This is a genomic window from Zymomonas mobilis subsp. mobilis ATCC 10988 (genome assembly GCF_000175255.2).
In the GTDB taxonomy this organism is placed as follows: domain Bacteria; phylum Pseudomonadota; class Alphaproteobacteria; order Sphingomonadales; family Sphingomonadaceae; genus Zymomonas; species Zymomonas mobilis.
The window spans coordinates 1,964,633-1,981,695 of record NC_017262.1 but is presented as its reverse complement, the minus strand read 5'-3'; the positions used below and the strand labels follow the sequence as shown (position 1 = coordinate 1,981,695).

The window sequence follows — 17,063 nt, the reverse complement described above, 5'->3', positions numbered from 1 at the left end:
CAGGGGATAAGAAAGATTTTCCTAGAAAACAGTAATTTCTCGACGATTATTTTTTATCGTCAATTTCTATCCAGACGGGGGCGTGGTCGCTGGCCTTTTCTTGCCCTCGCATCTGGCGATCGACACCAGAATCGGTCAAGCCATCGGCCAAATCAGGCGTAAGCAAAATATGGTCGATCCGCATACCGTCATCGCGCGGCCAGCTTTGTGCCTGATAATCCCAAAAACTGTAAAGAGGTTCAGATGGGTGGCGGACACGCAAGCTATCTGTCCATCCCATGGCCAATAATTGCCGCCAATAAAAAAGGCTGTCGGGGGCTAACAGCGCATTATCGGCAAGCGCGGCAGCATTCCGAATATCTTTTATATCGAAAGACGGCACGACATTATAATCGCCAGCAAGAATAACCGATTTTTCTTGCTGCCATAAAGAACGGGCATGTGCCAAAAAGGCTTTGAACCATGCCAATTTATAGTCATATTTGGAGCTGTTGAGTGGGTTGCCATTCGGAAGATAAAGACTGGAGACCGTTAAATTATCAATCGCGGCCTCAATATAGCGTGATTGTGTCGGGTCAGGATCGTCAGGAAGGCTTGTTCTGATAAGTTTAGGCTGTTCTTTTGAAAGAATAGCGACGCCATTATAGGCTTTTTGTCCGTGATACAGGCAGTAATATCCCGTTTTTTCAATTTCTTCTTGAGGAAAACGGGCATCATCCGATTTTAATTCTTGCAGACAGAGAATATCGGGCTGAAATTTTTCAAGCCATTCTATCAATCGGGGTAAACGAGCATTGATACCGTTTACATTAAAGCTAGCAATCTTGCGCATTAGATCGAAAAACTGGAGCCACAACCACAACCGGAAACGGCATTAGGATTGTCGATTTGAAAAGCTGCACCATTGATAGATTTTACAAAATTGACGGTGGCACCTGCCAAAAGATCAAAGCTGACAGGATCGACGATAAGCAGAGAGTCACCTTGCGGTGCCTGATAATCATCAGCTTCTGGTTTATCAGCCAAATTATACTGATAACGGAAACCGGAGCATCCTCCGCCTTCTACGGATAAGCGTAATATGGCGGGCTTTTTTTGCTGATGAGCGATTTCCGCAACGCGTTCTGCGGCTTCTGGGCTGAAAATAATCGCTGCTTTGTCGGTTGGGTTGTTTGTCATTTCTTTAAAATAAGCCGGAAATCATGACAGACAAGCTGTCATGACAAGGCTATTGAAAGTGATTTTCGATCTTAGCGATATCCATTTTCGATTATTTATGATGATGGACTTTGACATCCTTGACGTCTTTTTCAGGTCCACCCTGCGCACCGGCAGAGACATTATCCAGCATAGCCATATGATAGGAATCAACAGCCAGAAAAGGCACCGGATTAACAGCTTCGCCCTGAATACGGACTTCGTAATGTAAATGGCTACCCGTGGAACGTCCCGTTGACCCCATTAAAGCGATAAGATCGCCGCGTTTGATCGCTTGGCCTTCGTGAACCATAATACGGGATAAATGGCCATAACGGGTCTGGATCATATGACCGTGGTCGATTTCCACCAGATTACCATAACCAGAAGCGCCCCCTGCCCGATCAACAACGCCATCAGCACTGGCATAAACGGGGGTACCGTAAGGAGCGGCCAAATCAACGCCCGCATGCATAGCGGCATGGCGGTGGAAAGGATCGGAACGAACCCCGAAAGGACTGGTCAGCAGGAAACGGGAATTCACCGGCGTAGCAGAAGGCACAACAGCGGCTTTTTCCGTTTGTGCCGTATCAGCCTTTGCCCATGAGACGAAAAGTTTATGATACTGGTTATCGCGATTGATGGGTTCTTCCTGAGAGGCGTTTACCATCTGAAGCGACGGGTCAATCGAAATTGGCTGGAAGCCATGATAAAAACTTCTATGAGCAACGGCATAACGGGAGGCGTTGCGCGACATAGCGTAATGGCTGCCATAACGACCGCCTTGATGCTGCGCCAAAAAAAAGTGACCCGTTTTTGAAGAAGCTGTCTTGCTTGACGAAGAAAAATGACTGGAAGAGGTATGGAAAGCAGCACTCTTTTTCTGATGAAGCGTTGCTGCATGAGAAGAAGAGTGGGAGCTGGATTTAGTCGAAGCGTGATGTTTGGATGCCAGCGCCGGAGAGGAAATCATAACCGCCAATAAACTTGCTTTTAACCAAAAACGATTATTTTCAGATTTCATACCTTTTTCATCCTGCGCGGCGACATTGGTCGCTCTATTTTTTATAGAGTCTTTGGCGATCATTACCTTCTCCCATCAGCCTTTTTATTGATACTGTTATTCAACAAATGGGCAAGGGGATGCGGTCACAGATACGCTGAATAGAAGCTCTGATGCGTTCAAATCATTTTCAGGAAAAGAGAGACGCTCTTTTTACAAAAAAAGCAGGAAAAAAGGGCATTTCCTGCGCGGAAATTTGACCTTTGTCCTGCAATTTTATTACGCCAAAAGAACGGCCTAGCGGCCGTTACTAAGGTCGCTTACTTCATCCATAATCATATCGAGCGCAGAGCGTGTTGAACTTTCGGAATTATGACGGGAAGCCAGCGTTTCACCATCCACCAATTTTTCTAAGGCTGCACGTCCGCGCGCCACCCGACTTTTGATCGTACCAACCGCACAATCGCAAATGTCAGCCGCTTCTTCGTAAGAAAAGCCCCCTGCCCCGATGAGGATCAAGGCTTCGCGTTGAGCGGTAGGAAGATGTCCCAAGGCACGCTGGATATCGCCCAAGATCAAATTCTGATCTTGTCCGGCAGAAACAACCAATTGTTTGGCAGCAGCCTCTTCATTCCATTCACTTCTGAAGCGAGAACGCCGCATTTGAGACAGGAATAGGTTACGCAAAATAATAAAAGTCCAAGCCCGCATACTGGTGCCAGCCTGAAATCTTTGACGTGCGCCCCATGCCTTTAACAGCGTTTCTTGCACCAGATCATCGGCAACGTCACGATTGCCCGAAAGTGAGCGGCCGAAAGCACGGAGATGGGGAATGACTTCGGCAAGCTGGATTCTGAAATCTTCGTCGGATAAGGAAATATGTTCCGGTTTATCGCCCGTATCATCAGTAATTGGAGAAGAATCCTTTTTGTCTTTTGCTAATTTTGAAGAATCAAAAGCCGGAGAATTTGTCTCTTTTTCATGATTTTCGATCATGCTGTCCTCCGTCAAAATCTTGAGATACGGGCGCAATAAACAAGCCTTTTTATACCCCGTCTGAAAATCAGGCGGCGAGACTTAGAGGATTACAGAATAAAGCCTGTGCAATAGTAGCCTTAATTGTATCCACTTGAAACGGTTTGGTAATCAAAAAAGTCGGCTCTGGACGTTCTCCGGTCAAAAGACGTTCGGGGAAAGCCGTGATGAAAATTACCGGAACATCAATTTCTTTCAGAATGTCTTGAACCGCATCGATACCGGAGCTGTCATCAGCGAGCTGAATGTCAGACAAAATCAATCCCGGCGGGTTCGATTTGGCCATAGAGACCGCCTCATCGCGGGTCGTTGCGATGCCAATGACATCATGTCCCAAATCGCGGACAAGACTTTCAATATCAAAGGCGATGATCGGTTCATCTTCGACAATCAGCACCTTGCTGTGAATCTGGCGATCAATTTCGGAAATTGCTTCTTGCAGCCATACGTCAATCTGATCTTCGGATACATCCATCAGATAGGCGGAATCCTTGGGCGAGAAACCTTCCATTGCCGTCAGAAGCAGAGCCTGCCGTGATTTTGGCGTAATCGGTGCAAGACGGCTGTAGGCAATACCGGCCTTGCCTTCTTCGTCATGATTGGCAGCGGAAAGGCTGGCGGTATGCTGCTGCCATAAGCGGTGGAAAACCGTATAAAGACCAAGACGCGGGTCAACATCATGCGGGAAAATTTCAGGAGCGGCAATGATGGCTTCCAAAGTAGCCCGAACCAGCCGGTCACCCGAGGTCTGATCTCCGGTAAGAGCCCGCGCATAGCGACGGAGTAAAGGGAGATATGGCGCTATTTGCTGTCCCAATGGCATAAAGATAAATACTCCTGCAAAAAAACAAAAATTGGGTAACTGAATTCATGAAGACGACATTATAAAGCCATTATATCTCTATCCGAGAGCAGCAGAATTCGCGAATCAACCATTCTAACCTAGCAAAAACAATGATTACTGTTGAGCTGTATAAAATTCATCTATCCCTGAAAAAAGTCAGTTCATTCACTTTCTGAATTTTAGAAAATCACTGATGGAAATACATCCATTATGACTTTTTCATAAAATCGACGATATCAACAGCTAAAGATCGTTGTCCAACCGCGCTCATATGATCGCCCTTTACCCATGCGATCGCCGCATTGGGTAACATGTCTTTCAGTTTGAGGGGGGAGCCGTTAAATTGATCTTGCTTCCCTGATAAGACTAATGTCTTTGCTGATATTTGTGATACCTGATCCGGCGATAGCGGGGATTGGCTTTCAAGCAAAGCGATCATGGCCTCTTTGTTACATCCGCTCTGGCGAAAAAAGCCTTGTATGAAACGTTCAATAGAGGCTTGGGGAAAATCATCCTGCTCGATCGCGCGCCGGAAAAGGTCGAGATTGAGATAGCTATTTGTTAGGCCTTCTAGTCCCATACCCGCAAGAACAAGCATTTCTGGATGGCCATTTTCCCAGTAGAAATGGGCAGAAATACGAGCGCCAAGTGAATAGCCGCCAAGAACCCAGTTTTTTAAGCCGAGCTGCTCGACCAACTGGCGACAATCCTGTGTCAGGATAGTTTTTGGCCAAGCGCCGGTTTGATAACCGCTTTCCCCATGACCTCTTAGATCAGGCATAATGACCCGAAAACCGGATTTTGCTAGAAAATCGGCATGGCCGGGTTTTATCCAATTGGTTGCGGCTGAAGAAAAAAGTCCGTGAAGCAAGACAATCGGGAAGCCATCGCCCATTTCATGCCATGCTAATTTAACGCCGTCATCGGCTGTAAAATATGCCGTTTTCAAGGAAGCGGCCATAAGATCATTCCAGTTTATAGAATAAAATCATAATAAATTATCAGGATGACTTATAGGACAAAAATAGACATTGTAACACTGCATTTCCGGTAAAACGGGAAAATATTTCTGTGTCTTTAGACTTATAGCGGGCGGTAAGTTTATCTGTAAAATAAAAGGCGGGCTATTGAGATAACCCGCCTTTTGAATAGCTATTATGGTGATAGCAAAAAGCCTATCAGCCTTTTTTCAGGTGACGACGACCCAGCAATTCAGCGATCTGAACAGCATTCAAAGCCGCACCTTTACGCAGATTGTCGGAAACAACCCAGATAACCAATCCGTTATCAACCGTCGGGTCTTCACGAATACGGCTGACATAGGTAGCAAATTCACCAACCGCTTCGACCGGCGTGATGTAACCGCCATCTTCATGTTTATCGACAACCATAACGCCCGGAGCTTCGCGCAGGATTTCGCGTGCCTGATCGGCGCTTAATTCATTTTCAAATTCGATGCTGACGGCTTCGGCATGGCTGACGAAAACCGGAACACGAGCGCAGGTCGCAACCAATTTGATTTTGGGATCAACGATCTTTTTGGTTTCAACCACCATCTTCCATTCTTCTTTGGTGAAACCATCATCAAGGAAGACATCAATATGCGGAATGATGTTGAAAGCGATCTGCTTGGTGAATTTTTTCGGTTCGATCGGGTCACCAACGAAAATCGCGCGGCTCTGCTCGAATAATTCGTCCATGCCCGCTTTACCCGCGCCAGAAACCGACTGGTAGGTCGTGACAACAACGCGTTTGATCTTTGCCGCATCGTGCAATGGCTTTAAAGCAACCACGAGCTGGGCAGTCGAGCAATTCGGGTTAGCGATGATATTCTTCTTTGTATAAAGATCAATCGCGTCTGGATTGACTTCCGGCACCACCAAAGGCACATCCGGATCCATACGGAACAAAGAAGAGTTATCAATAACCGTGCAGCCTGCTGCGGCAGCAATGGGAGCATATTTTTGGGTGGCTTCTGAACCGACGGCGAACAGCGCGATATCCCAGCCCTTCCAATCGAAATTTTCGATATTCTGGACTTTTACAACTTTGCCGCTATCGCCAAATTCGATTGGCGTACCCTGACTGCGTGCCGAAGCCAGAACAGCCAGTTCGTCAACCGGGAATTCACGTTCAGCCAGAATCGCCAACATTTCACGGCCTACGTTACCGGTAGCGCCTGCGACTACGACCCGATATCCCATTATTTTCTCCACTTATACTTATCAGTCTAAACCGTATTAACGCGCCATCCTTTATATTATTTTATCAAGGATGGAATGACCGATATAAAAAAAGAGTTAATTAGCGTTACTCACGACATTTTGTTGTTCTATCGAGAAATTTCTCAATCATATGCCAGAGGTGACGTTGTTTTTGTTCACCCGCGATTCGATGGGTTTCACCCGGATAGGCCATAAATTCGAAAGATTTATCACCTTCCTGCAATTTCGAGACCAGAGCAACCGAGTTGTCGAATACAACATTATCATCGGCCATGCCATGAATAAGCAGCATCGGATCAGATAATTTTAAGGCATCACTAAGGGCATCGGATTTTTGGTAAGGCTGTGGATCAAGAGCCGGATTGCCTAAAAAACGTTCCGTGTAATGGGTGTCATACAAGTCCCAACGGATCACCGGCGCACCGGAGACCCCTGCACTATATTGTCCGGGGGCTTTTTGAAGCAATTTTTGCACCATATAGCCGCCATATGACCAACCAAAAACAGCGATCCGTTTGGCATCGACATAGTCTTGTGATTTAAGCCAGTTGAGACCTGTTAGCTGGTCTTCGACTTCGACGGTACCCATGGCTTTGTAAATCGGTTCTTCAAAAGCCTTGCCCCGTTGTGGTGAACCACGGCCGTCTATTGAAAAGACAATCCAGCCTTTGGATACCAGATATTGATGCAAGGGGGACGTCCAGCCCTGTGTTACCTGCCGTCCGACATCAGGCCCATTATAAACCTGAATAAAGACCGGATATTTTTGACCGGCGACTCTCTTGGGTGATAAAATCTTGTAATAAAGCCTTTTGCCATCATTGGCCTTGAGGCTGCCAAATTCGGTTTTAGCATGTTCAGCCAAATAAGGCGCATAGGGATGGCGAGCATCCAGCTTGTTTTCTTCAATCCAGCTCAGCCGTTTTCCTTTGGTATCCGCAAGATAAACCTGTGGCGGCTGTGATGTATTGGAACGACCAATCAAAAGGCGGTTCGCGCCTTTATCCATAACCGCATTATTATACCATCCAGCTTCGGTAAGCTGCCGAGGTTCTGACGGGTGATGGTAATCAATAACGTAAAGATGCTGTTCGATCGGGGTCGATTTATTGGCTAGAAAATAAAGCAGGCCTTTTTTCTGATCGAGACCGACAACCCCCAAGGTCATCCAGTCACCTTGGGTCAGCGTTGTCCATTTACCTTTTTGCCAGTGATAGAGATGGCGATAGCCGCTTCTTTCCGAAGCCCATATCAGGCTGTCATCTTTTAAAATCTGGAGATCATTATTGAGATTGATCCAGCTTTTGGAGGTTTCGGAGAAGAGAAGCTGGCTTTGACCGGTATGGCTATCGACTTTTAATAAATCCAGCTGTTGCTGATCGCGGCTTTCGCGCTGGACGTAAAGCGATTGGCTATCGGGCGACCAATTAACCCGTGCCAGATAAATATCATCGTTATTGCCGAGATCGACCGTTACCTTCCTCGAGCCATCGGGATTCATCAGGTAAAGTTCAACCTTGGCATTGGGCGTGCCTGCCATAGGATAACGTTGCTGATAGGTTTGTGTCCCGTTGGCACCAATAGCCGCACGGGTAACGATATGAACCTGACTTTCATCAACCCGCGCCACGGCCAGACGACTGTCATCCGGTGACCACCAATGGCCTTTTGTCCGGCTCATTTCTTCTTGTGCGACAAATTCGGCCGAACCCCATGTCAGGCTACCGCCGCCATCCTGACTTAAGGCCTGTTCCTGATTATTTTTCAGGTCGATGACGAATAAATTCTGATCGCGAACAAAGGAAAGATAGTGGCCTGTTGCAGAAACTTGTGCATCAACTTCGGTGGCCGCCGTATGGGTGACTTGTTGCACCGAACCGTCAAGAGAGGCGAGATAAAGATCGCCGTCCAAAGGCACCAGAATAGTTTTACCATCAGGCGACCAATTATAGCTGACGATGCCGAGACTACCCCCGACCCGCGCCCTTTCCCGTCGCATTTTTTCAGCTTCGGAAATTTCGGCACCAGAGCCAACTTTTTTGGAATCAATCAGCATCCGACTTTCGCCGGTGGTGGTGTCAATCGCCCATAAATCATAACGATTAAGATCGTCAGGACGAGAACGCAGCAAAGTCGCATAACGCCCGTCAGGCGAAAGCGAAAGCGCGCGCGGCGCAGAACCAGATAAAGACGGGCTGGCAAAAACCCTGTCTAGCGTTAAACGGTCTGCTAAAGCAGGTGTGGACATCATAACAGCAGCAATAGCGCCTATCAGAATTTTGGACATGGGCATCAGGTAAAGCATGGCATTGGCCAAAACGCAATTACCTGACCTGAAATAATGGCAAAGCAGAATGAAAGCTTGTTTTTCTAAACTGTAATTTAAATAAAGATCTTGGAATCCCTATAGACAAAGCGGACTTTTAGAAAAAAGCCCGCTTTTATGCCCAGAAGCGTCAAGGATACGCTATTAACGCAGCAGGGATTCGGCCACCTGATCCCACATCGCAGGAGAATTGGCACCTAACATCCCATGACTGCAATCAGAGGTGTCATAGGCCGAGCCATCAAAGCGTGCCAATTTACCGCCCGCTTCTTCCAGAAACAGAGAACCCGGGGCATGATCCCAAGGCCAGCTACGCCAAAAAACCGCAGCATCATTTTCACCCAAAACAATGCGAGGATATTGCTCACCGGCACAAAGAGGCGATGGCGCCAAGGTGATGCCATGGCTGAGAGGGTGATGTTTATCAAAATCTGGGCGGAGATTATCAGAGGTCACCCGCGCGGACAGAGCCACCACGGGAATATCTTGTCCGGTGCTGCGCGTTGTTACCCGTTCACCATCGACAAAAGCCCCCTGCCCTTTGGAAGCATGGCACATCCTGCCGGAAACAGGGTCAAGAATCCATCCGGCCTGTGGCTCACCATCGCCTAATAGCGCGATCATCATGGCATAGGGCGTTTGGCCAGCGGCATAATTACCGGTGCCATCCAGCGGATCCACTGTCCAAGCCAAGCCTTTTTTGAGATTTTTGAGCAAGCTCGTATCGGCAGCGGTTGCTTCCTCACCCACAATATAAGCCTCTGGCAAGAATTTGGCTAATTGCTCGGTAATCCGCTTTTCTGATTCCTTATCGACCACCGTCACATAATCGCCGGGTTCTTTCTCTGCGATTTCATTTTCTGATAAATGACGGAAACGCGGGACAAGTAAATCATTCGCAACTTCATACATTAAAGTTGCAACAGCTTTATAAAGTGGGTGCATCAGCTTCCTCCGGCACATAGCCTGATCTTTTCTAGCCCTTTTCCTCTATTTTCAGGATGGCAATCAAGGAAATTATAGGGGGCAGCCCTCGTTATTTTACGGGTTAAGGCCTCATCCTTTTGGAACAAGCCGCTATTCTAAGCATCACTCTTTTAATTTTTGTTATATTTAATATTGATACTTGTTATCATTATCATGGGAGTTATATCTAAGAAGGAAGGCGATTTTAAGCCATTCGAGGATAAAGGGGTTTGAGAGTGATTATTTGCCATTGTAACACTGTAAGCGATCAAGCGATCAAAGCTGCTGTGCGACAAGGTGCGGTCACGCCGGGGCAAGCCTATAAAAAAATAGGTGTTAAATTCTGCTGTGGTAAATGCGGAAAATGTGTCCAAAAAGTTATCGCAGAAGCACAAGAAGAGACTGTTTAAAATATTATCAGACGCCCGATTTCGCGCAGAATAAAGAGAATCTGTGCAACCTGATAGCTGTTACCTCGTTTATATCCTAATTAGGGTTGTAAAAAGCAAAAGGTAGCATCCATGAAGGGCCATAAAGAGGTCATTGACCATCTTAATACGCTGTTAAAAAGCGAACTGACATCTATCAATCAGTATTTTCTGCATTATCGCATTGCTGAAGATTGGGGCATCGACAAGCTCGCTGATCTGGAACGGTCAAATTCCATTGATGAAATGAAACATGCCGACAAATTGGCCAAGCGCCTTTTGTTTTTAGAGGGCTTCCCGAATTTTCAGGATATTGGCCATCTTAGAATTGGCGAAAATGTCGAAGAGATCATTAAAGCTGATTTAGCTTTGGAAGTGGATGATGCAATTCCGCTCTATAAAGAAGCGATCCAATGCTGTGAAAAGCATAGCGATTTCGGAACAAGAGATCTTCTTTTGTCTATCTTGAAAGAAGAGGAAGGCCATGCTGATGGTCTTGATACCCAGTTAAAATTGATCGAACGGATGGGTATTCAAGGCTATATTCAGCTTAACAGCCAGACGGCTGAAGCCTCTGAAGAATAATCAGCGCTTTAAAAAGCGATAAGAAGGGCGACAGGCTGAAAAGTCTGTCGCTTTTTTAGTGCTTTTATTAAAAATCACGACGGAATCGTCATCAAAATAACTAAAACCCGATCATTATTTTATTTCGATGATTTAGGCGAACGATTCAACGGGACACCGTATAATTCCAAGCGGTGATCGACCAATTTATATCCCAAGCGTTCGGCGATTATTTTTTGCAGGCTTTCCATGTCTTCATCTGAAAATTCGATAATCTTTCCAGATTCCACATCTATAAGATGATCGTGATGATCTTCGGGGGAAGCCTCGTAACGCGCGCGGCCATCGCCAAAATCATGACGTTCAAGAATACCGGCTTCTTCAAATAAGCGCACGGTACGATAGACGGTAGCAATCGAAATACCGGAATCAATCGCAGATGCCCGTTCGTAAAGAGACTCGACATCGGGATGATCTTCGGCTTCAGATAAAACCTGAGCAATAACCCTTCTTTGACCTGTTATCCGCAGACCTTTTTGCGCACAAAGCGTTTCAATATTGATCTGCCGCACAACATTTCTCCGTCAAATTTTGAATTACCCCAGTAAAAAATCAGAGAAATCTGCGCTGTTTAAAGGCGCAGGCTCCAACTATTTCTCTTTATAAATTCACGCTTACTTTGGCAATTTAAAATCATACGTCGCCCCCAGACGTTGTGATTTTTATAAACGCCACGGATAGAGTTGCCCCTATATATAGCGAGAATTAAGCCACATTTGTGGTAATGCTTTGTTCTTTTTTATTTATCAAAGCAGGTTATTAGCGTTTGCGACGCTGGGTACCAAGACCGATTTTTTTGGCCAAAGAACGACGCTGATCAGCGTAATTCGGGGCGACCATCGGATAATCTGCCGGCAAATTCCATTTAGCGCGGTATTGTTCCGGCGTCAGCTGATAATGGGTTGCAAGATGACGTTTCAGCATTTTCAGCTTCTTACCGTCTTCGAGGCAGATGATATAATCGGGTTTAACAGAGGCGCGGACAGAGACAGCGGGTTCAGGCCGTGCTTCCGGTTCTGCGTTAGCTTCGCTTAAAGCAGAAAGTGCATGATGGACATTCTGGATAAGCTGGGGAACGTCGGCAACAGAAACGCTGTTGTTGCTGACATGGGCTGAAACGATATCAGCCGTTAAGGTAATCAAAGTTTCAGACAAAGCATTGTCATCGCTCATAGAACAATCCTTTTTTAGGAAAAAAGTGGGAGAATATTCTATCTTTCCAGAGAAGCTTTAAAGCTTTTACCTTTGGAAAGATCTCGGTTGATCTCCCAACGTTTACGGTCTTTATGATTGAACAAATTCTATAGAAAATGCAACTAAAATTATTACTTCTTCTAGGTGATTTATATTAAATAACAATGAAGCGGAGAGTTATCGCATTGTATAAGTCGCCATTTAACGATTTATAATAATTGATTCGACGGCCAACCTCTCTAAAGCCAATCTGGTAATAAAGGTTTAAGGCCGGATTTTTTTCTCTGACTTCAAGATGAAGATATTTAGTATCTTCGATTTTGGCTTTGGCGATCAGCTTTTTAAAAAGGGCTGTCGCGACCCCTTCGCGGCGGAATTCCGGTTTAACTGCTAATAATAATAGCTCGCACTCGTCAAAAACAGTACGAGATAACAAGAAACCCGCCGGTTTCCCTTCTATTGTTACAACAAGAGCATAAACGCCCGGTAACCCCATAATGCTATTACATTGATGACGATTCCACGCCTCGCCATAGAATGGGTCAAAAGCATCCGTCATGATTTCCATGACATAATCGAGAAGAGAATCACCTGTATCTACAAACGCCCAGCCATCATGATACTGTATCATGACGGTATTTTCGCATCAGGCAAACGGCCGTAAATCGGCGTAGCAGGTAGTGTCGTCGCTGTTTTTTCTAAAAAGCGGGCTTCATCCGCAAAAGGCCAAGCCTCTTCCGATTCGCCCCAGCCTCTTACCTTTATCAAATTGGCCGCCGCCGAACCGACCACGAGTGAGTCTTGCACTAAGGCAGCAGCGGCTTCGGGTCGCAAGGATTGAAGTTCTGTGGTGGTGGTCAAATGAAGTGAAGGCCGATCGCAGGAAAAAGACTGAATAAACAATTCACCATGACCGCCAATAAAAGCAACCGTCAGTTGCGACACATCGCTGTGCCGTCGGAAAGCCGAGGCCGCAACAATATCTAAGGAGCCATAACCAGAGACAGGAATATCCCATCCCAAACCTAAAGCCAGGGCAGCCGCAATCCCGACGCGGATGCCGGTAAAACTGCCGGGCCCGCAATCAACAAGGATACTATCAGCGCGACCTTGATCCGGTAAAGCAGCGACCATAGGCAAAAGTTTTTCAGCGTGACCGCGACCCACAATTTCCTTCTCGCAGGCAAGGACGCGGTCGCCTTCTATCAAAGCAACAGAACAGGCCGCTGTGGCTGTATCAATGACCAATTGCATTAAATCGCCCGAACTTCTTTAATTTCAGGGACAAAATGTTTCAGCAAGGTCTCGACCCCTTGTTTCAGGGTCGCAACAGAAGAAGGACAACCTGCGCAAGCGCCCCGCATCGACAAATAGACAATGCCGTCTTCAAATTTCTGGAAAACGATATCCCCCCCATCACGAGCAACAGCCGGACGAACGCGGCTATCGATCAGATCTTTGATCTGAAGAATGACGTCATCTTCTTCATCATGATCTTTTGTTTCATTCTTTTCGGAATTTTCTACCAATAACGGAATGTCATTATCGAAATGATCCGAAATGATCATAATGATCTTGGATTCGAGGTTAGACCATAATGAAGGTGAATCGAGGGTGACGGAAATAAAATCCCGTCCGTAGAAAACAGCCGTCACATGCTGCAAGTCAAAAAGCGCTACGGCCAAAGGCGAATCAGCGGCTTCCTCTTTATTGACAAAATAACGGGATTCACGTTCCATTACGGGACGGTGAAGCAAAAATTTAAGGGTAGCCGGATTCGGCGTCTTTTCTGTCTCGATCAGCATGTTTCTTATTTGGTGAAACCACGCCTTCCAATCAAGATTATTTATGTTGCCTTTTTATGGTTTTTTGAATGATATCTTCGATTTCTTTCAATAATTGTCCTTTTTGGCGATAATATAATAATATTTTATTCGGCAATGAGGAAAAGCCTTGCCTTTCTTCTGTCCTATGGTCATTATTAACGGATAAGCATCTGTGTCCGCGAGACTAAACGGGCATATGCACGGAATTTGCGTGTTCCACCGCACATAATATCTGACATCTATTTTTGTCATTTCGGAAGTCATAAAAAGCCTTCCTCACTATGGTGCGTTGCCAAGTATTCCTCTTTAGATGCCTAATAGCAGCAGGCTTTCCCGTTCACGCAAGCCTGTATTTTCAGGTCTTAAACGAGTTTTAACTCGTCTCTTAGTGCGCTTCATCGCGCCTATTTCAAAAACGGAAAGCCTTTTATGACGGAAACATCTGTTTCGTTCAAAACCCTTGGTCTCGACTCGTCACTTGTGCAGGCTCTGGATGGTCTCGGTTATAGTAAGCCGACCCCGATTCAGGCACAAGCTATCCCCCATTTATTAGAAGGCAAGGATCTTTGCGGTATCGCCCAGACCGGCACCGGTAAAACCGCAGCCTTTGCTCTGCCTTCTATTCATTATCTCGCAACCAACCCGCAGGCACGGCCTCAGCGTGGTTGCCGTATGCTGATTTTATCACCGACGCGCGAACTGGCCAGCCAGATTGCCCGCGCTTGCAATGACTATACCCGTCATCTGCGTATGTCGGTTAATGCCGTATTTGGTGGCGTTCCTATTGGTCGTCAGATGAGAATGCTGGATCGTGGCACCGATATTTTGGTTGCAACACCCGGTCGCTTGCTGGATTTGATCGACCAGCGCGCGCTTGTCTTAAAAGACGTCGAAGTTTTCGTCTTGGACGAAGCCGACCAGATGCTGGATCTTGGTTTTATCCATGCGTTGCGCCGCATTGACAAATTGCTGCCGAAGAACCGCCAGACTTTGTTCTTCTCGGCTACGATGCCAAAAACGATTCAGGAATTGAGCAGTCAGTTCTTGTCTGATCCGGTAACCGTTTCGGTTGCGCCCCAGTCTTCAACGGCTGAACGGGTTGAGCAATTCGGTATTTTCGTTAACCAGTCTGAAAAACAGGCTTTGTTGACGATTACGCTGAAAAATACCCCTGGCCTTGATCGGGCTTTGGTCTTTACCCGTACGAAGCATGGTGCCGATAGAGTGGTTCGCCATTTGGAAGCCGCTGGTCTGCCTGCTGCCGCCATTCATGGTAACAAAAGCCAGCCGCAGCGTGAACGCGCTTTGAATGCCTTCCGTAATGGCCGGTTAAAAATTCTGGTGGCCACCGATATTGCTGCCCGTGGTATTGACGTTCCGGGTGTCAGCCATGTCTTCAATTACGAATTGCCGAATGTCGCCGAACAATATGTCCATCGTATTGGCCGCACTGCTCGTGCTGGTCGTGATGGTCAGGCTATCAGCTTTATTGCCAATGACGAACGCTCTTACTTGCGCTCTATCGAACGTTTGACTCGTGTCAAATTGCAGATTTTGCCGCTGCCTGAAAACTTTGTCATGGAAAAAGAATTGCTGCCGCATCCGGCTCCGATGCGTCCAGAACGGGATGGCAGAGATGGTCGCGGTGGTCGTGGCGGTGGTCGCGGTCGCTTTGGCGGCGGTGCAAAACCGGGTTTCAACCACTCTCATGGTAAAGGTGATGATCGTGGTGATCGCGGTGGTGAACGTCCGCGTCGTCCGCGTCGTCCGCAGATGCGTGGTGTTCGTGCCGTTGCTCGTAGCTAATCGCTAGAGTTAGCATCTTAAAAAGAGAAAAGAGGCTTTCCCGAAAAGGGGAAGCCTCTTTTTTTATGTTGTTTTTGAGGGAGGGTATTGAAAGAATAAATGGCCTTCAATCCTTATCCATTTCGTCGTGATCCTAGGCTGTTTTCTCTCTTGGTTAGCCAAGAAATTTTTATCTATGAAGAGATTATCGTTTAATCATTTTAAGTTAGATTTTGCAGCCAGCCTTATACGTCGCAAGAGTGAGGAAATGTCAGTTCCGACATCATATAAAGGCTTTATGGGGCATTTTCACCATTACCAAAAGCTATCCAATAAAACAGAAAAACCGCAGCAGGTTGTTTCAGATGGACGCGTTCGGTTTCATTTTTATCAATTTCACTCCGAAGGCGGTCACCTATCCATGCCAGATCAGTCGCCAACCAGCGTTTTCCTAAAGCGACCAGATGTTTAAGTCGGATACAGCCATGGCTTTCCAAACGGCCATAACGACTAAAAGCCCCCGCCCCGACGTGTTATAGATAACGACAAAGGATTGCCCGATCGCGTTCTATCGCGGCATCAATATACCGAAAAATTATTAGCCATACCGATGGTTGCACAAGCCAAGAAAAGCAAGAAGCCAATCTGACGATTGGAACGGAAACGCATCAGAGCATTTTGCCCGTCATTGACATCCAATGTTGTCATTTGCCAGATGAAATGCAGGACTACAGGCAATAACGTTAGTAAAACTAAAGGCTGGGGACGCGTGAACCAGATAGCCGCGCCCCATCCCAAAACAGCTAAAACAAAAAACAAACTAACCCCAAGACGCAAATGACTTTTTAATGCCCTTGCCGAGGATTTGATACCGGCCAAGGCATCGTCTTCAATATCTTGAATAGCGTAAACAGTATCAAAACCGATTACCCAGAAGATACAACCGCCATAAAGAAAAATACCCGGCCATTCGAAACGATCCCAAATGGCAACGCTTCCAACCAAAGCCGCCCAGCTAAAAACAAGACCAAGCCAAGCCTGAGGCCACCAGCTTATCCGTTTCATGAAGGGATAAGCTGCCACTAAGGCTAGGCTAGCGATCGCTGTAAAACGGGCTATGGGATTGAAAAAGGTCAAGCAGCCCAATCCGATCAGGCAAAGAAAAGCGATAAAGAGACAAGCCGCTTTGACTGAAATAAAGCCGGAAGCTAGTGGACGGTTTCGGGTTCGAGCAACTTTTTTATCAAGATCGCGGTCAACGATGTCATTATAAACGCATCCGGCTGAACGCATCACAAAAGCCCCGATAAAGAAAGCGGGTAGTAAAAACCAATGTGAGAGAAGGCCACCTGCCAAAGCGACAGCCGCCGCCCCCGGCCAGAAAAGTAGCCAAACCCCAATAGGTCGATCCGCGCGGGCAAGCGAAATATAGGCGGCTAATTTAGGCGGCAGGCGTTTGACTATTCCCTTAGCCTCGCTATCGGACACAATTCTGGAATCTGACTCTGTTGACACGCTATTGCCTTGTTCGACCATAGGAAGGAGAAGCCCTTCTCTTTCACGAGAAAGAACTATTATCGATATAATAAGTCAAATCCCTCAAGAGAAAA

At 46.6% G+C, this 17,063-nt stretch carries 19 protein-coding genes; 3 read left to right on the top strand and 16 right to left on the bottom strand.

Annotation, left to right across the window (positions count from 1 at the left end; all coding sequences use genetic code 11):
- Positions 1-46 precede the first annotated feature (46 nt).
- The 9 genes from xth to ZMOB_RS08855 all read right to left on the bottom strand — a co-directional run bounded on the left by xth (position 47) and on the right by ZMOB_RS08855 (position 9,575).
- Positions 47-832, bottom strand: a complete 786-nt coding sequence (xth, locus tag ZMOB_RS08895) for an exodeoxyribonuclease III (protein WP_014501223.1) — start codon at positions 830-832, stop codon at positions 47-49.
- On the bottom strand, positions 832-1,179 hold the full coding sequence (locus tag ZMOB_RS08890) for a HesB/IscA family protein (RefSeq protein ID WP_014501222.1): 348 nt from the start codon (positions 1,177-1,179) through the stop codon (positions 832-834). Before ZMOB_RS08890 ends, xth begins: the two co-directional genes overlap by 1 nt.
- Positions 1,180-1,270: 91 nt before the next feature.
- Positions 1,271-2,284 (bottom strand): M23 family metallopeptidase, encoded by a 1,014-nt coding sequence (locus ZMOB_RS08885; protein ID WP_014501221.1) that lies wholly within the window; start codon positions 2,282-2,284, stop codon positions 1,271-1,273.
- A gap of 213 nt (positions 2,285-2,497) precedes the next feature.
- Positions 2,498-3,196, bottom strand: a complete 699-nt coding sequence (locus ZMOB_RS08880; RefSeq protein ID WP_011241187.1) for a sigma-70 family RNA polymerase sigma factor — start codon at positions 3,194-3,196, stop codon at positions 2,498-2,500.
- A 67-nt stretch (positions 3,197-3,263) separates the two neighbouring features.
- Positions 3,264-4,058 (bottom strand): response regulator, encoded by a 795-nt coding sequence (locus ZMOB_RS08875; protein WP_014501220.1) that lies wholly within the window; start codon positions 4,056-4,058, stop codon positions 3,264-3,266.
- Positions 4,059-4,287: 229 nt separating this feature from the next.
- A complete protein-coding gene (locus ZMOB_RS08870) occupies positions 4,288-5,040 on the bottom strand; it encodes an alpha/beta fold hydrolase (protein ID WP_014501219.1) in 753 nt (250 codons plus the stop codon).
- 217 nt (positions 5,041-5,257) lie between these two features.
- Complete coding sequence (locus ZMOB_RS08865) at positions 5,258-6,283, bottom strand: aspartate-semialdehyde dehydrogenase (protein ID WP_011241190.1); 1,026 nt, start codon at positions 6,281-6,283, stop codon at positions 5,258-5,260.
- Between the two features lie 106 nt (positions 6,284-6,389).
- The gene (locus tag ZMOB_RS08860) at positions 6,390-8,609 is read right to left on the bottom strand and encodes a S9 family peptidase (protein WP_014501218.1); all 2,220 of its coding nucleotides are present in this window, start codon (positions 8,607-8,609) and stop codon (positions 6,390-6,392) included.
- Positions 8,610-8,774: 165 nt separating this feature from the next.
- Positions 8,775-9,575: an inositol monophosphatase family protein gene (locus ZMOB_RS08855; protein WP_011241192.1), complete on the bottom strand. Its 801-nt coding sequence runs from the start codon at positions 9,573-9,575 to the stop codon at positions 8,775-8,777.
- A gap of 257 nt (positions 9,576-9,832) precedes the next feature.
- Between ZMOB_RS08855 and ZMOB_RS08850 the strand changes: the two genes are divergently transcribed.
- The gene (locus ZMOB_RS08850; RefSeq protein WP_011241193.1) at positions 9,833-10,006 is read left to right on the top strand and encodes a (2Fe-2S)-binding protein; all 174 of its coding nucleotides are present in this window, start codon (positions 9,833-9,835) and stop codon (positions 10,004-10,006) included.
- Between the two features lie 111 nt (positions 10,007-10,117).
- Positions 10,118-10,609, top strand: coding sequence for a bacterioferritin (gene bfr / locus ZMOB_RS08845; protein ID WP_014501217.1), 492 nt, complete (start codon positions 10,118-10,120; stop codon positions 10,607-10,609).
- Between the two features lie 119 nt (positions 10,610-10,728).
- On the opposite strand, the gene ZMOB_RS08840 is transcribed toward bfr, so the two are convergent.
- The 5 genes from ZMOB_RS08840 to ZMOB_RS08820 all read right to left on the bottom strand — a co-directional run bounded on the left by ZMOB_RS08840 (position 10,729) and on the right by ZMOB_RS08820 (position 13,647).
- Positions 10,729-11,160: a Fur family transcriptional regulator gene (locus ZMOB_RS08840; protein WP_011241195.1), complete on the bottom strand. Its 432-nt coding sequence runs from the start codon at positions 11,158-11,160 to the stop codon at positions 10,729-10,731.
- Positions 11,161-11,407: 247 nt separating this feature from the next.
- Positions 11,408-11,821 (bottom strand): Ros/MucR family transcriptional regulator, encoded by a 414-nt coding sequence (locus tag ZMOB_RS08835; RefSeq protein WP_011241196.1) that lies wholly within the window; start codon positions 11,819-11,821, stop codon positions 11,408-11,410.
- 175 nt (positions 11,822-11,996) lie between these two features.
- Positions 11,997-12,473 (bottom strand): GNAT family N-acetyltransferase, encoded by a 477-nt coding sequence (locus ZMOB_RS08830; protein WP_014501216.1) that lies wholly within the window; start codon positions 12,471-12,473, stop codon positions 11,997-11,999.
- Entirely contained in the window at positions 12,470-13,096 is a 627-nt protein-coding gene (gene tsaB, locus ZMOB_RS08825) for a tRNA (adenosine(37)-N6)-threonylcarbamoyltransferase complex dimerization subunit type 1 TsaB (RefSeq protein WP_014501215.1), read from the bottom strand. Before tsaB ends, ZMOB_RS08830 begins: the two co-directional genes overlap by 4 nt.
- Positions 13,096-13,647 (bottom strand): NifU family protein, encoded by a 552-nt coding sequence (locus ZMOB_RS08820; protein ID WP_014501214.1) that lies wholly within the window; start codon positions 13,645-13,647, stop codon positions 13,096-13,098. The genes tsaB and ZMOB_RS08820 overlap by 1 nt, the downstream gene beginning before the upstream one ends.
- A 450-nt stretch (positions 13,648-14,097) precedes the next feature.
- Here ZMOB_RS08820 and ZMOB_RS08810 point away from each other — a divergent pair, with 450 nt between their 5' ends.
- Positions 14,098-15,474, top strand: a complete 1,377-nt coding sequence (locus tag ZMOB_RS08810; protein ID WP_011241200.1) for a DEAD/DEAH box helicase — start codon at positions 14,098-14,100, stop codon at positions 15,472-15,474.
- 275 nt (positions 15,475-15,749) lie between these two features.
- Here the strand turns inward: ZMOB_RS08810 and ZMOB_RS08805 are convergent, their stop codons facing one another.
- Together ZMOB_RS08805 and ubiA are read right to left on the bottom strand one after the other, a co-directional pair.
- Positions 15,750-15,950, bottom strand: a complete 201-nt coding sequence (locus tag ZMOB_RS08805; RefSeq protein ID WP_041573409.1) for a hypothetical protein — start codon at positions 15,948-15,950, stop codon at positions 15,750-15,752.
- Positions 15,951-16,032: 82 nt separating this feature from the next.
- A complete protein-coding gene (gene ubiA / locus ZMOB_RS08800; RefSeq protein WP_014501213.1) occupies positions 16,033-16,989 on the bottom strand; it encodes a 4-hydroxybenzoate octaprenyltransferase in 957 nt (318 codons plus the stop codon).
- Between the last annotated feature and the right edge of the window lie 74 nt (positions 16,990-17,063).